12 protein-coding genes are annotated in these 13816 nt (G+C 71.0%); 3 read left to right on the forward strand and 9 right to left on the reverse strand.

Annotated elements, in window-relative coordinates:
• Positions 1–14: 14 nt before the first annotated feature.
• The 9 genes from tldD to holA are packed head-to-tail and all read right to left on the reverse strand — an operon-like array spanning position 15 to position 10895.
• The gene (gene tldD / locus G8346_RS09315) at positions 15–1457 is read right to left on the reverse strand and encodes a metalloprotease TldD (RefSeq protein WP_206202653.1); all 1443 of its coding nucleotides are present in this window, start codon (positions 1455–1457) and stop codon (positions 15–17) included.
• Entirely contained in the window at positions 1457–2302 is an 846-nt protein-coding gene (locus G8346_RS09320) for a carbon-nitrogen hydrolase family protein (protein WP_166050475.1), read from the reverse strand. The genes tldD and G8346_RS09320 overlap by 1 nt, the downstream gene beginning before the upstream one ends.
• Complete coding sequence (locus tag G8346_RS09325) at positions 2299–6174, reverse strand: YhdP family protein (RefSeq protein WP_166050477.1); 3876 nt, start codon at positions 6172–6174, stop codon at positions 2299–2301. The genes G8346_RS09320 and G8346_RS09325 overlap by 4 nt, the downstream gene beginning before the upstream one ends.
• Positions 6175–6219: 45 nt before the next feature.
• On the reverse strand, positions 6220–7686 hold the full coding sequence (gene rng / locus G8346_RS09330; protein WP_166050480.1) for a ribonuclease G: 1467 nt from the start codon (positions 7684–7686) through the stop codon (positions 6220–6222).
• Complete coding sequence (locus G8346_RS09335; protein WP_166050482.1) at positions 7683–8279, reverse strand: nucleoside triphosphate pyrophosphatase; 597 nt, start codon at positions 8277–8279, stop codon at positions 7683–7685. The genes rng and G8346_RS09335 overlap by 4 nt, the downstream gene beginning before the upstream one ends.
• Before the next feature lie 52 nt (positions 8280–8331).
• Positions 8332–8799 carry a 23S rRNA (pseudouridine(1915)-N(3))-methyltransferase RlmH gene (gene rlmH / locus G8346_RS09340; RefSeq protein ID WP_166050484.1) on the reverse strand — a complete coding sequence of 156 codons (468 nt, stop codon included), beginning with the start codon at positions 8797–8799 and terminating at the stop codon, positions 8332–8334.
• Positions 8800–8803: 4 nt separating this feature from the next.
• Positions 8804–9157 (reverse strand): ribosome silencing factor, encoded by a 354-nt coding sequence (rsfS, locus tag G8346_RS09345; RefSeq protein ID WP_166050487.1) that lies wholly within the window; start codon positions 9155–9157, stop codon positions 8804–8806.
• Complete coding sequence (nadD, locus tag G8346_RS09350) at positions 9157–9825, reverse strand: nicotinate-nucleotide adenylyltransferase (protein ID WP_370520577.1); 669 nt, start codon at positions 9823–9825, stop codon at positions 9157–9159. The genes rsfS and nadD overlap by 1 nt, the downstream gene beginning before the upstream one ends.
• Positions 9822–10895 (reverse strand): DNA polymerase III subunit delta, encoded by a 1074-nt coding sequence (gene holA / locus G8346_RS09355; protein ID WP_166050489.1) that lies wholly within the window; start codon positions 10893–10895, stop codon positions 9822–9824. The genes nadD and holA overlap by 4 nt, the downstream gene beginning before the upstream one ends.
• A gap of 132 nt (positions 10896–11027) precedes the next feature.
• On the opposite strand from holA, the gene G8346_RS09360 reads away from it, so the two are divergent.
• The 3 genes from G8346_RS09360 (at position 11028) to G8346_RS09370 (ending at position 13800) form a co-directional block, all read left to right on the forward strand.
• The gene (locus tag G8346_RS09360) at positions 11028–11330 is read left to right on the forward strand and encodes a hypothetical protein (protein WP_166050491.1); all 303 of its coding nucleotides are present in this window, start codon (positions 11028–11030) and stop codon (positions 11328–11330) included.
• A gap of 148 nt (positions 11331–11478) precedes the next feature.
• Positions 11479–12900, forward strand: a complete 1422-nt coding sequence (locus G8346_RS09365; protein ID WP_240901379.1) for a TonB-dependent receptor — start codon at positions 11479–11481, stop codon at positions 12898–12900.
• 9 nt (positions 12901–12909) lie between these two features.
• The gene (locus G8346_RS09370) at positions 12910–13800 is read left to right on the forward strand and encodes a metal ABC transporter solute-binding protein, Zn/Mn family (protein ID WP_166050493.1); all 891 of its coding nucleotides are present in this window, start codon (positions 12910–12912) and stop codon (positions 13798–13800) included.
• Positions 13801–13816: the final 16 nt, after the last annotated feature.

Raw genomic sequence — 13816 nt, forward strand, 5'->3', positions numbered from 1 at the left:
GGCTTGCCCCCGCCTCAGTTCGTGCCGCCCACCGTCAGCGCGTCGATCTTGAGCGTCGGCTGGCCGACGCCCACCGGGACGCTCTGTCCCTCCTTGCCGCACACGCCGATGCCGGCGTCGAGGCGCAGGTCGTTGCCGACCATGGAGACGCGGGTGAGGACGTCGGGCCCGTTGCCGATCAGCGTCGCACCCTTCACCGGCGTGGTGATACGGCCGTTCTCCACCAGGTAGGCCTCGCTGGCGGAAAACACGAACTTGCCCGAGGTGATGTCGACCTGGCCGCCGCCGAAATTGACCGCATACAGGCCGCGGTCGATGCTGGCGATGATCTCGGCCGGGTCGTGCGGCCCCGCCAGCATGTAGGTGTTGGTCATGCGCGGCATCGGCAGGTGGGCGAAGCTTTCGCGCCGGCCGTTGCCGGTCGAGCGCGTGCCCATGAGCCGCGCGTTCATCTTGTCCTGCAGGTATCCCTTGAGGATCCCGTTCTCGATGAGGGTGGTGCAGTTGGTGGGCGTGCCCTCGTCGTCGATGGTCAGCGACCCGCGGCGGCCGGGCAGCGTGCCGTCGTCCACGACCGTGCACAGGGGAGAGGCCACCTGCTCGCCGATACGGCCGGCGAAAGCCGAGGTGCCGCGGCGATTGAAATCGCCCTCCAGGCCGTGGCCGATGGCCTCGTGCAGGAGCACGCCGGGCCAGCCGGGGCCGAGGATCACGGGCATGGTCCCGGCCGGCGCGGGCACGGCCTCGAGATTCACCAGGGCCTGGCGCGCGGCCTCGCGCGCGAACTCCTCCGCCCGGGCGTCCTCCAGCAGCCAGCCGTAGCCGAAGCGCCCGCCGCCGCCGGCGTAGCCCTGCTCGCGCCGCCCGCCCTGCTCCGCGATCGCCATGACGTTGACCCGCACCAGCGGCCGCACGTCCGTGGCCAGCGTGCCGTCGCTGGCGGCGACGAGGATGAGTTCATGCACGCCCACCAGGCTGACCACGACCTCGCGAATACGGGGATCGACGGCGCGGGTGACGGCATCGAGCCGCTCGAGGAACTCGATCTTCGCCTCGTCGGCCAGCGTGCCCAGCGGGTCGAGAGCCGGATAGAGCGGCGCCGGACGCGGCGAGTGCCAGGCCTGCACCGCACCGTCCCCGCCCTGGCGGGTGATAGCGCGCGCCGCATCGGTGGCGGCGCTGAGCGCCGGCATGACGAGCTCGTCGGAATAGGCAAAACCCGTCTTCTCGCCGCTCACGGCGCGGATGCCGGCACCCTGCTCGATGGTGTGGCTGGCATCCTTGACCTTGCCGTCCTCCAGCGTCCAGGCTTCCTGGCGCAGGGACTGGATGTAGATGTCCGCCGCGTCGACGGCGCGCCCCATGATGCGCCCGAGCAGGCGGTCGAGATCCCGCTGCTGCAGTCCCGCCGGGGCCAGCAGGCGGTCGACGGTGGCCTGCATCGCTGTATCGTTCATCAGTCGGTCTCCGTGCGCATGCGCAGGACACCCTGCGCGCGCCTGTGTTCCAGCACCGGGAATTTCTGTCGCGCCTCGCGCTGCGCCGCGAGGTCCAGGTCCGCGACGACGACGCCTGCGCCTTCGCGGCGACGCGCCAGCACTTCGCCCCAGTGGTTGACGATCATCGAGTCGCCCCAGGTCCGCCGCCCGCCGGGGTGCTCGCCCCACTGGGCGGCGGCAAGCACGCAGGCAAGGTTGTCGACGGCACGCGCCCGCACCAACAACTCCCAGTGGGCGCGGCCGGTCGGCGCGGTGAAGGCCGCAGGCAACGCCACGGCATCCATGCCGGCGGCCGACATGACCCGGAACAGCTCGGGAAAGCGCACATCGTAGCAGACCGCGAGGCCGAGCCGGCCAAGAGGCACTTGCGCCACCACGGCCGCCGTCCCCGGCGCCGTGCCCGCGGACTCGCGGTAGCCCTCGCCCGCACCGGGCACGCTGACGTCGAACAGGTGCACCTTGTCATAGCGCGCGGCGAGCCGCCCCTGGTCGTCGAACAACAGGCAGGCCGCACGCGGGCGCGACTCGCCCGCCTCGAGCACCGGCAGCGTGCCGCCGACGATCCACACCCCGAGTTCGCGCGCCTGCGCGGCGAGGAAATCCTGCGCCGGGCCGGCGCCGGGCGACTCCGCCATCGCAATGCGGTCGGTCTCGCTGCGACCGAGAAAAGCGAAGTTCTCCGGCAGCACGACCAGCTGCGCCCCCTGGCGCGCCGCCGACTCGAGCAGGCTGGCTGCCGATGCCAGGTTGGCCTCCCGGTCCTGGCCCGAGCACATCTGAACCACGGCGACCCGCGTGCTCATCGAGGTTCCTCGCGCGGCGCTTCAGGCGCAGCGTCGCGGGGCCCCGATGGCGCTTGCGCGGCGCCCAGGCGCTCGATCACGGGGTCCTCCCAGGGCCCGGTGATGCGGTAAGTCAGCTGGGCCTCGAAGGGCTTGCGCAGCATCTCGGAAAGAATGAACAGGGCGGCGCCCACCACCGGGCCGCCGACGACCGTGCCGGCCACCGGCAGGGTGCGCCCCAGGTCGGCCGCGATCACCGCGGTCTGGTCGTAGTCGCGCGCGACGAGGCCGGTCCGCCCGACCACGCCCATGTCTGCCGCGGGGCCACGCATGACCAGGTTCTCCGTGTAGGCGTCGCCCCCCTCGATGCTGAAGTCCCCCGTGATGCGATCGAAAGCCGTGCCTGCGCCGAATACGTCCTTGAAATCGAGCGCCAGCCGGCGCGGCAGCGCCTGGATACTGAGCAGGCCGAACACCCGCCCGGCGCCCGGCTCGACCCCCACCAGCGCACCGTCGCGGATGTCGATTCGCGCCGTGCCCTCGATGGCGCCCAGCCAGTCACGACGCAGGCCGCCCTGCCACTCGACGCTGGCTTCGAAGCGCCCGCTGCGGGCGTCCATGCTGCGCTTGAAGCCTAGGAACTCCAGTGCTTGCCCGACGTCTTCGCTCTCCAGCTCCAGGGCGAGGCTGGACGCGTCGACCGCATCGGAAAGGCGCGAGCGACCCTGGGCCTTGAGCAGGAACCCGTCGCCCATGCCTTCCAGTCCGACCAGCTCGAAGCCGTCACCCTCGTGCAGCACCAGTCCCGACACGCTTCCGGCGCGGATGTTGCCCCAGCGCAGGTCGTCCACCTGCAGGTCCAGGCCCGGCACCAGCGACGGCGCGATCCCCTCCGGCGTGGTGTCCTTTGACCCGGACGTGGCCTCCTCCCGCGCGGGCGATGCGAGCCACAGTCGGTCCAGCCTCACGATCACGGGATCGTCGCCGTAAAGTGCGTGCGGGAAGCGCAGCTGTCCCGCCGCGCGCTCCGCATCCACGGCCAAGCGCCAATGGGATTCTTCGTGCGTCGCCTCGAGCAGCAGGTCTTCGAATTCCGCCCACGGCGTGACGAGCCGGCCGATGAGCAGGCGCCCCCCGGCAATCGCCTGTCCCAGGCCATCGCCGTCGACTTGTTCCGGCCAGTCGAGCCCGAACCAGCCGCCGAGGTCCAGCTCGGCGACGGCCCCGCTGAGCACCACGCCGGGCACAGTGTTGTCGACACCGCCCGGCACGACGCCAAGTCGCGGTTCCGGCCCCGTACGCTCCACGCGGACTTTCGCGCGCAGGGCCTCGTCCCATTCCAGCACGGCGTCGTAATACGCCGGGTCGGCGAACTCGGCCTGCACCCGCAGCCTGCGCTGTCCTGCGGACGCCTTGCGGAAGGGCTGCGGCAGGCCCACCACCATGCCCTCGAGCCCCGACACGACCTCCATCCGCAGCGGCTCGTCGGTACCGGGGGCAGGGAAAACGATATGCCCCTGCCATGGCGATTCGCCTGCCAGCCACCGCTCCAGGGGCAGGCGCAGCACGCGGGCAAGCCGGGCATCGGTCATGCGCCCGCTGCCGTCCACGCGGACCGCCCCGTCCGGCTGGACCGACACAGCAGCGGAAACCGCTGCGCCCGCCAGCGTGGCGCTGACGCTCTCCGCGGTCACGCGCGCATTGTCGATACTCAGGCGCGCGTTGATCTCTTCCAGGGGCGCGCCGAGGAATCCGTACGCGATCGCGCCGTCGCGCACGTCCAGTTCGACGCGGGCGCGGCTCTGCGCCAGTGCACGCAAGGGCAACTCCAGGTCCACCTGCGCCTCGGCCGACCCGCCCTGGATCTGCGCCGGGGCCAGCCCCGGGCCGATGGTGCGTTCGAGCAGGTCGGCTGCGAGGACGAACTCGCGCATCGCAGCGAGGCTTCCCGCCGCCCGTCCCTGCACCCGGAGCTCGCCGCGCGCAAGGTCCGGAATCGCGACCTCCACGGGGCCGGCTTGCACCCCGGCAAGCTCGCCGCGCGCAACCTCCGCGTACAAGCCCTCGTTCTCGAAGCGCACCGCTGCCGCGAGCGCCGTGGCCGCCGGCCAGCCGGGGCTGAAGTCGAGGACGCCGTCCTCCCAGTCGAAGTCGACACGAAAAACGCCCGTCTCGTCCCGGAATGGAAATGCACGCGTCGGGCCGCGCAACTCGAAGCGAGCCTCCGGCACGCGCCCCCCCTGCAAGGCGCGGTCGAGCCAGGCCACGACCCGCTCCGGCATGACCCCTACCGGCAGATAGCCCGGCGCGGCCGCCATGGATACCTGGCGCGCCACGGCGTTCATGTCCAGTTCGGGAGAAGCATCCCCCTCGGGGAGCTTCAACAGCGCGCGCCCGCTCACCACGGCGTCCGCGTTCCCGGCCTCCAGTTGCGGCAGGCGCAGCAGCAGCGCACCCGGTTCGCGGCGCCATTCGAAAGCGGCTTGCAGCCTGTCGAGCGCCAGCGGCGCCCGGAACATCTGCGGCAGTTCAAGGCGGCTCGCCTGGCTCGAGATCTCTCCCGAGCCGCCGTCGAGGTCGCCCGCGATCATGCCGGACAGGTTGCTCACGCCGGGCCAGCGCCCGAAGGGCGCCACCTCGAGCGCCGCGAAGCGCGCCTCGACACCGAGCTCCTGCAGGCGGCCACCACCGGCAGGCCAGGCTGCCCGCCCTTCGAGGCCTTCGAGCTGTCCCGCCGGGGCCAGGGCAAGCACCGGGTCGCGCCAGGCTTCCGGCAGCCAGCGGGCCGCGGGGAGCAGGTCCTCCAGCTGCAGGCGGTCGGCCGACCACAACAGGCGCCGGATGCCGCCGTCGTTCCCCAGCGCCAGTGTGGCGGACGGGCTGCGCCAGCGACGTCCCTCGCGCCCCACTTCCAGCTCGCCCAGGACCAGCGTCCAGCCGCCGGGAGAGCGCGTCCACTCGAAACTGGATCCGAGCTGGCCGTAGGCCGGAGCGGCGACCCCGGGCGCACCTGCTGCAAGGCTCTGCGCAACAGGCAACTGAAGCTGGCGTGCCCGCAGGTCGCCGGCAACGCGCTCCGGCACGCCGCCTGCGACGGCGGCCGAGATGCTTACATCCACGATCCCGGCCTGCGGCCATTCGCCGTCGGGGCCCAGCGCCGCGGCGAGGACTGCCAGGTCGAGCGCGGTGGCGGAGACGCCACCCTCCCAGTCGCGCGGCCAGCCGCGTTCGTCCTGTGCCGTGACCGCCAGCGACAGGTCCAGGGCATTGCCGAGCTCCCCCGGCAAGCGCCCGCTCGCGGCCAGTGCCACGCGCCCGGGCTGCAGGTCGAGGTCGAACTCCTCCAGGAACAGTGTCCATGGCCCCGTGCCGCGCTGCAGGTCCTCGAATTCGAGGGTGACTTCGCTCAGCTGCAACTGCCCTGCAGGCAGGTGGTCGAGCCGCGGCAGCGGCCCGCGCCCCTCCGCACCGGCGCTGTCCGGCAGCAGCGGCTCACCTTCGCTGTAGAGCTGCCAGCGACCCTCGGCAGCGCGTTCCACCCGCAGGGAGACCCCTGTCAGTCCCACCAGCTCGGGGCTCGGCCGGCCGCGCAGCAGGGACCAGGGGTCGAACTGGATCGCGCCGTGCTCGGCGAGGAACAAGGTGCGGGCCCCGTCCCGGGTCAGGACCCTGATGCGCTCAAAGCGGAACTCCGGGCCGCTGAAACCGAGGCGTGCATCGATGGCGCCGATCGCGACCGGGAAACCCAGCAGCGCCTCCGCGCGCGCTTCGACATCGGCGCGATATTCCGGCACCTGCACCAGCAGCAGGCGCAACACCCCGAGCAGCACTGCAGCCAGGATGACCAGCACGGCGACAGTGGCGCCCAGGATGCGCCAGAGCTTGCGTATCACTCCGCGCATCGCCTTCCGCAGCCTGTGCCTCGCGCCGGGCCGGCGCTAGATGGGCACGACATCGTACTGGTCGTGTGAATAGCCCGATTCGGCCTGCAGGCGGATCGGCTTGCCCGTGAGCGACTCCAGCTCGGCGAGTCCGGCTGCCTCCTCGTCCACCAGCAGGTCGAGCACTTCCGCATGCGCCAGCACCAGCAACTCCTGGAAGTCGAACTGGCGCGCCTGGCGCAGGATGTCGCGAAAGATTTCGTAGCAGACGGTCTCGGGCGTCTTCACGGAGCCGCGCCCGCGACAGCTCGGACAGGCGTGGCAGAGCACGTGCTCGAGGCTCTCGCGCGTGCGCTTGCGCGTCATCTCGACGAGCCCGAGCCGCGACACCTCGGTGATCTGGTTGCGTGCGTGGTCGCCCTGCAGCGCGCGTTCCAGCGCGGCGAGCACCTGTTCGCGATGTTCCTCTTCCTCCATGTCGATGAAATCGACAATGATGATGCCGCCGAGGTTCCTCAGGCGTACCTGCCGCGCGATGGCCTGCGCGGCCTCGAGGTTGGTGCGAAAAATGGTCTCCTCGAGATTGCGGTGGCCGACGTAGGCGCCCGTGTTCACGTCGATGGTCGTCATCGCCTCGGTCTGGTCGATCACCAGGTAGCCGCCGGACTTCAGCGGCACCTTGCGCTCCAGCGCACGCACGATCTCGTCCTCGACACCATGCAGGTCGAAGATCGGTCGCGCCTCCGCGTACATCTCGATTTTCGGCGCCATCTCCGGGATGAAAGTGGTGGCAAAGCGCTTCATGCGGGCGTAGGCGTCGGCGTCGTCGACCCGGACGCGCTCCACCCGCGGCGCCAGCAGGTCGCGCAACAGGCGCAGCGACAGGTCGAGGTCGGCGTGCACCAGCGTGCCGGGCGCCGCGGTGCGGCCCTGTCGCGACACGGCCTCCCACAGCCGGCAAAGGAAAATCATGTCGGCGCGCAGGGCGTCGCGCGGCGCGCCCTCCGCCGCCGTGCGCACGATCCAGCCGCCCGGACCGGTGACGATGTCTGCCATGATGTCGCGCAGCCTGGCGCGCTCTGTTTCCTCGTCGATGCGCGCGGAGACCCCGATACCGGAGCCGAACGGCAGGTACACCAGGTAACGCGAGGGAATGGTGACGAAGGTGGTCAGGCGCGCCCCCTTGCTGCCGAGCGGGTCCTTGACCACCTGCACCAGGATCTCCTGGCCCTCGACGAGGAGGTCGCGGATGCCGACCTCTGCTGCAGGCTCCAGGCCCTCCGCCACCACTTCCTCCGCGCGCAGGATGTCCGAGGCATGCAGGAAGGCGGTGCGCTCCAGCCCGATATCGACGAAGGCAGCCTGCATGCCGGGCAACACGCGGCGCACGCGGCCCTTGTAGACGTTGCCGGTGAGGCCGCGGCGGCTGTCGCGCTCGATGAACACCTCCTGCACCACACCGTTCTCCAGCAGCGCGGCACGCGTCTCGCGCGGGTTGACGTTGACCAGGATCTCTTCGCTCACCTCCCCCCCCCGGCGCAGCGCAGCACGTCGATGCCGAAATCACGCAGCAGCTCCGCGGTATCGTGCAGGGGAATGCCGACCACCCCGCTGTAGCTCCCGCACAGTCGTGATATGAAGACCGCGGCCACGCCCTGGATGCCGTAGGCGCCCGCCTTGTCCAGCGGCTCGCCCGTGCCGACATAGGTCTCGATCTCCTCCGGCGCGAGAACACGAAAGTCGACCTCGCTGCGCGACAGGCGGGACCCGGCCTGACGGTCCCGGCGCGCCGCCACGGCGGTGAACACTTCGTGGCGCACCCCGGAAAGGCGCTGCAGCATGCGGTTCGCCTCGACAGCGTCGGCCGGCTTGCCCAGCGTGTCCGCGCCCAGCGCGACCACCGTGTCGGCGGCCAGGACCACCCGGCCGGGATGACGCGCGGCGGCGACTGCAGCTTTCGCCTCCGCCAGGCGCAGCGCCAGGGCGGCCGGGTCTTCCCCGGCACCCGGCGTCTCGTCGATATCCACGGGCGATACATCGAGCTGCAGCCCGAGCGAAGACAGGAGGTGGAGGCGCCGCGGCGAAGCCGAGGCGAGCACCAGCGCGCAGGAATTCATGGCGCCAGTTTCCCCGCTGCGGAGCGTGGTTACAAGCGGGACCGCACCGGCCTCAGGCGCGATGGTAGGGATGGCCCGACAGCACGGTCCAGGCGCGGTAGAGCTGCTCAGCGACCATCACCCTCACCAGCCCGTGCGGCAGGGTCAGGGGCGTCAGAGACCAGCGCCAGTCGGCGCCGGCAAGGCATTCCGGGGCCAGCCCGTCCGGGCCACCCACCAGCAGGGCCACGTCGCGGCCCGACTGCAGCCAGGCAGCGAGCCGCTGCGCCAGTGCCGCGGTATCCACGGCACGGCCACGCACGTCGAGGCAGACCCGGGTGCAGCCGTCGGCAGCAGCGAGCAGCCGGCGACCCTCGTCGGCGACCGCCTGCGCCGGATCGGACTGCTTGCTGCGCTTGCCCAGCGGCAGCTCGCGCAGCTCGAGGCGGCATTCGCGCGGCATGCGCCCGGCATACTCCGCGAAGCCCTGCTCCACCCACGACGGCATGCGGGTGCCCACGGCCACCAGCCGCAGCCGCACGCCCTCAGGCCTCGACCTTGACCCGGTCTGCGCCAGCCGGAACGGCCCAGAGCTTCTCCAGGTTGTAGAAGTCCCGCATGCGCGGCAGCATCACGTGCACCACGATGTCGTGCAGGTCGACGAGCACCCACTCGCCCTCCTTCAACCCCTCGACACCATACGGTCGATGGCCGCCCTCCTTGCATTTCTCGATCACGTTCTCCGCCAGCGAGCGCACGTGCCGGTCGGAGGTGCCGCTGGCGATGATCATGCTGTCGGCGATGCTGGTCAGGCCGCGCACGTCAAGCACCTTGACGTCGCGCGCCTTGAGGTCCTCCAGCGCCGCGACCACCGTATCCTGCAAGGAATCTTCCGTCATCAATGCCTCTCTGCGGCTGCCTTGTAACATCCCGAGGCGGCCAGCAGCCGGCAGACCGGATCGGGTACCAGGTAACGAGGCTCCCGCCCCGCCCTCACGAGTTCGCGAATGGCGCTGGAAGAGATTTCCAGCTGGGTCACCGCGCAGATGCCGATGCGCCCCGCGCGCGACGCGTGCAGCGCGGCTCCCGTGTCGACGCGGCGTTCGCGCAGCAGCTGCCCGAGCACGCCGTCGGCCGGCGCCTGCCAGCCCGGACGGTGTGCCACCAGGAGGTGGGCGAGGTCCAGGATCTCCTCCCACCGGTGCCACGAGGTCAGGCCGATGAACGCGTCCATGCCGACGACGAGGCAGATCGGCCTCGCGCCATGCTCGGAGCGCAGTTCGCGCAACGTATCCACCGTCCAGGACGGCCCGTCGCGGCGCAGCTCGCGGTCGTCGACGCAGAAGCGCGACTCGCCCTCTATGGCCGCCTGCACCAGCGCCACCCGCGTGCGGGCGTCGGCGTGCGGCGTGGCGCGATGCGGCGGTACGCCGGCCGGCATGAAACGCATTTGCGCCAGCTCCGCGTACTCCAGCAACTCCAGCGCCGTGCGCAGGTGGCCGTAATGCACGGGATCGAAAGTGCCGCCGAAGACGCCCATGGCGCCGGAGCCCTGCGCGCTGCTCACGCGGCCCGCCGCACCGGTCCGGCCAGCTGGATCACCAGCTCGGACAGTTCCAGCCAGCCGTCCGCCAGTGCCGTGGTGCGCACGCCGCCGAGGCCCGGCGGCAGCCGCAAGGCATTGCCCGGCAAGTCGCCCTTCGCCACCCTGTCGACCAGCGCCGCCTTGCGCGCCAGGGCGCGCAGGGCGGCGGCATCATGCCGCGCCACCGCCCGCTGCACCATCCCGGCCCGGTTGCGCCAGACGCCGGCCTTGGCCATCGCGGCCTGCGCCGACATGCCCTCGTCCAGGAACCAGCGCAGGCGCACCAGGCTGCGGATCTCCCGCACCAGGGGCCACAGCACCTGCGGGATCGCCAGTCCCTCGGCCCGCAGCCCTGCCAGGATGCGCAATGCGCGGCCAAGGTCGCCCGCGAGAGCCGCATCGGCGAGCTTGAAAATGTCGTAGCGCGCACTGTCTGCCACCGCGGCACGCACGCGCTCGGCGTCGAGGTCGCCCTGGTCGTACAGCAGGCGCAGCTTCTCGATCTCCTGGTGCGCCGCCAGCAGGTTGCCCTCGACGCGCTCGGCCAGGAGCCGTACCGCCTCGGCGTCGGCGCGCAGGCCGGCACGTCGCAAGCGAGCCTCGATCCATGCCGGCAGCGCGGGCGGCTCGACGGGCCGCGCCTCCACCAGGACACCGCCGCCGACAAAAGCCTGCACCCATGCGCTCTGCTGCTGCCGACGGTCCATCTTCGGCGCCATGCCCAGCAGCACCACGTCGTCCGGCGGCGACTGCGCGAGGCGCGCGAACAGGTCGGTCCCGCCTTCACCGGCACCGGGCGTGCGGAAGCGCAGCTCCACCAGACGCCGGGAGGCGAACAGCGACATGCTGGACAGGCTTCCGGCCAGCGCATTCCAGTCGAAGCCGCGCTCCACGTAATGCACTTCGCGCTCGCTGAAGCCATCCTGCCGGGCGCGACGACGCACGGCGTCCGCGCACTCCTGCGTGAGCAGGGGCTCGTCTCCGGCGATCAGGTAGGCGGGCGCGAGGCGACGGGCGAGGCCGGCCTCAAGCTGTTCAGGCGAGAGTGACACGGGTTGGTAGGATGTTCCCGGGGTTTTTCATCGCAGCGGCAGTGTAGCACGCCCAATCCCGGCGCAAGCCACACAAACAAGGGCTTGGAGCATGTCGGTCGGCGGGGTATCTTAGTGCGCCCCGGAGGGTCCATGTCGCAGCGCCACGCCAAAGTACCGCAGTATCTCGCCCGCCTCGCCTGGATCGGGGCGCTGGTGCTGGTGCTGCGTTTCGTCGGCGCCGAGCTGCACCATGTCCTCGAGACCCACGGTCCCGGAGAAACCTGCGAAGCCTGCCTGGTGCTCGAACGCGGCGGCCAGGCGCTGCCTGCGCCAGGCTTCGCCTCGCTCGTCCCGCTCCGTGCAAACGCCGACCCGGTCTTCTTGCCCGCGCCCACGGCTGTTGCGCCGGCGCTCACCCCGCTGCCGCGGGGACCCCCTCGCCTCTCCAGCTGAGCGCTGCGGCGCGACGCGCCGCACCAAGGGGCTCATGGCCCCGCGACACGCAGCTCGCCACCTTGCCGGTGGAGCGATCGCGCCCGCGGTCGCTCGCGGCGGTGGCAGGCTGCCGCACAAGACCAAGACTGATCCGAGAGGCAGAGACATGAACCGTATTCTCATCGGCGGCATCGCCGCCGCGCTTTGCATGACCGCGTCCCCCGCCGCAGCATCCGGCCCGCAGAAGGATCCGCTGGACCCAGCCAACCTGCGTCCCGCCCCGCAACCGCTGGGCAAGCAGGTCAGCGCGGGCTCGCGCTTCAACCCGGCGATCTCGGTGATCGTCGACGGCGTCTATTACAGCGACAACGTCGGCGGCGAAGCCTTCGAGATTCTCTCCGAGGCGGACGGCTTTTCCGCCGGCCACGGCCACGAGGAGGAAGGCGAGGAGCACGGCGGCGGACACGAGGACGAACACGACCATGGCCACGGCGAGCTGGAGCGCGGCTTCAATCTGCGCGAAGTCGAGATCGCGTTGGCCGCCACGGTCGATCCCTATTTCGACGCCTTCGTGATGTTCGTCTTCGACGGCGACGAGGTCGAGCTGGAGGAAGCGTTCATCACCACGCGCGCGCTGCCGGCGGGCCTGCAGGCGAAGTTCGGCAAGTTCCTCAGCGATGTCGGCTATATCAACAAGCAGCACCCGCACAGCTGGGATTTCTTCGACCGCCCGCTGGTCAACGAGCTGCTGTTCGGCGACCACGGCCTCCAGGAGACCGGCGTCCAGCTGAGCTGGCTGGCACCGACCTCGCAATACCTGCGCCTCGGGGTGGAAGCCCTGCAGGGCGAGACCGCCGGCATCGCGAACCATCTCGGCGAGCAGGACGACGTCGAGGGGACGGCACGTATCCTGGAGGACGCGGCAGGCCCGCGGCTGTTCACCGGCTTCGCCAAGTACGCGCCCGACCTCGGCTTCGAGCATGCGCTGCAGCTCGGCGCCTCGGCAGGGTACGCCAGCAGCTTCCAGAACAGTATCGAGCGCGAGACTTTCTACGAGGATCATGAAGGCAGCGCCACCTTCTGGGGCCTCGACGCGGTCTACAAGTACCTGCCCTCCGGCGGCACGGGGTTGCGCGGCGCCTTCAAGCTGCAGGGCGAGTACTACTACCGCACGCGCGACATCGACCGGCGCGACGTCTTCTTCGCCTGCGAGCCGGAAGACCTGGCATGCGACGACCCGCTGAACGAGTTCCAGGTCGGCGACATCGGCGTCGAGGAATCCTTCGAGGAGAAGCAGGACGGGTTCTACGTGCAGGGCGTGTACGGCATCGCCCAGCGCTGGACGGTGGGCCTGCGCTACGACGAGGTCGGCCTCACCAACAGCACAGGCCGCGCCGGCGGCGAGGAATGGGACAGCTCGAAGCGCTATACGGCAGCGCTGAACTTCCTGCCCACGGAGTACTCGCGCCTGCGCCTGCAGCTCAGCCGCGGCGACATCTCGGTGGACGACGGCGAGCGGGAGACCTATAACCAGGTCTTCCTCCAGTTCCAGATGAACTTCGGCGCGCACGGCGCACACACGTTCTAGGAGCCAGGCATGCATGTGCTGAAACGACTGCTGGCCGGATGCGCGCTGCTCGCGAGCGCGCTGCCGGCCGCGGCCGCGCTGCAGGTGGCGGCCACCACGCCCAACATGGCCATGCTGGCGCGCACCGTCGGGGGCGAGCACGTCGAGGTCGTCGTGCTCGCCCCGGGCGACCGCGACGTGCATCACTTCGAGGCGCGTCCCAGCATGATGGTGGCCCTGCGACAGGCCGACCTGGCCGTGGCGGTGGGTGCCGAGCTCGAGCTCGGCTGGCTCCCCGCCGCGTTGCAGGCCGCGCGCAATCCGGGCGTCCTGCCCGGCCGGCCCGGCTACTTCGAGGCGGCCGCCGCGGTGACGCTGGAGGATGCCGGGACGCCGGCGGACCGGGCGCTGGGCGACGTGCACCCCATGGGCAATCCGCACGTCTACTTCGACCCGCTGCGCATGGGAGTAGCGGCGGAGGCGCTGGCCGCCCAGCTGGCGGTGCTGGATCCGGCGCATGCCGCGCTCTTCAGCGCCAACGCCGCGGCCTTCGCCGCGCGCATGCGCGAGGAGACCGAGGGATGGCGGCAGCGGGCCGCCGGCGCCCCCGGGGTGTTGCTGCACCACAAGGACGCGGTGTACCTGATGCGCAGGCTGGGCGTCGAGGTGCTGGGTTATCTCGAGCCCCTGCCCGGCATACCCCCGACGGCGCGGCACATCGCCGCGCTCGTGACCGAGCTGCAAGGCCGCGACGGCGTGGTGTTCCACATGGAGTACGAGCCGGCCGAAGGGGCACAGCGGGTCGGCGCTGCGCTGGGCTGGCCGGTGCACCGCATGCGCAACAATGTGCCGGTGGACGGCACCGCCGACGACTACGTGGCGCTCATCGAAAGCTGGGTGCTGCGGCTGGAGGGCAACTGAACGCCGGGCACCCGCT

Source organism: Thioalkalivibrio sp. XN279 (assembly GCF_011089885.1).
Classification (GTDB): domain Bacteria; phylum Pseudomonadota; class Gammaproteobacteria; order Steroidobacterales; family XN24; genus XN24.

Bases quoted from the DNA above. Each gene is read 5' to 3' on its own strand.
- tldD (WP_206202653.1), bottom strand. From the start codon at position 1,457: ATGAACGATACAGCGATGCAGGCCACCGTCGACCGCCTGCTGGCCCCG.
- G8346_RS09320 (WP_166050475.1), bottom strand. From the start codon at position 2,302: ATGAGCACGCGGGTCGCCGTGGTTCAGATGTGCTCGGGCCAGGACCGG.
- G8346_RS09335 (WP_166050482.1), bottom strand. From the start codon at position 8,279: ATGAATTCCTGCGCGCTGGTGCTCGCCTCGGCTTCGCCGCGGCGCCTC.
- rsfS (WP_166050487.1), bottom strand. From the start codon at position 9,157: ATGACGGAAGATTCCTTGCAGGATACGGTGGTCGCGGCGCTGGAGGAC.
- G8346_RS09360 (WP_166050491.1), top strand. From the start codon at position 11,028: ATGTCGCAGCGCCACGCCAAAGTACCGCAGTATCTCGCCCGCCTCGCC.
- G8346_RS09365 (WP_240901379.1), top strand. From the start codon at position 11,479: ATGAACCGTATTCTCATCGGCGGCATCGCCGCCGCGCTTTGCATGACC.
- G8346_RS09370 (WP_166050493.1), top strand. From the start codon at position 12,910: ATGCATGTGCTGAAACGACTGCTGGCCGGATGCGCGCTGCTCGCGAGC.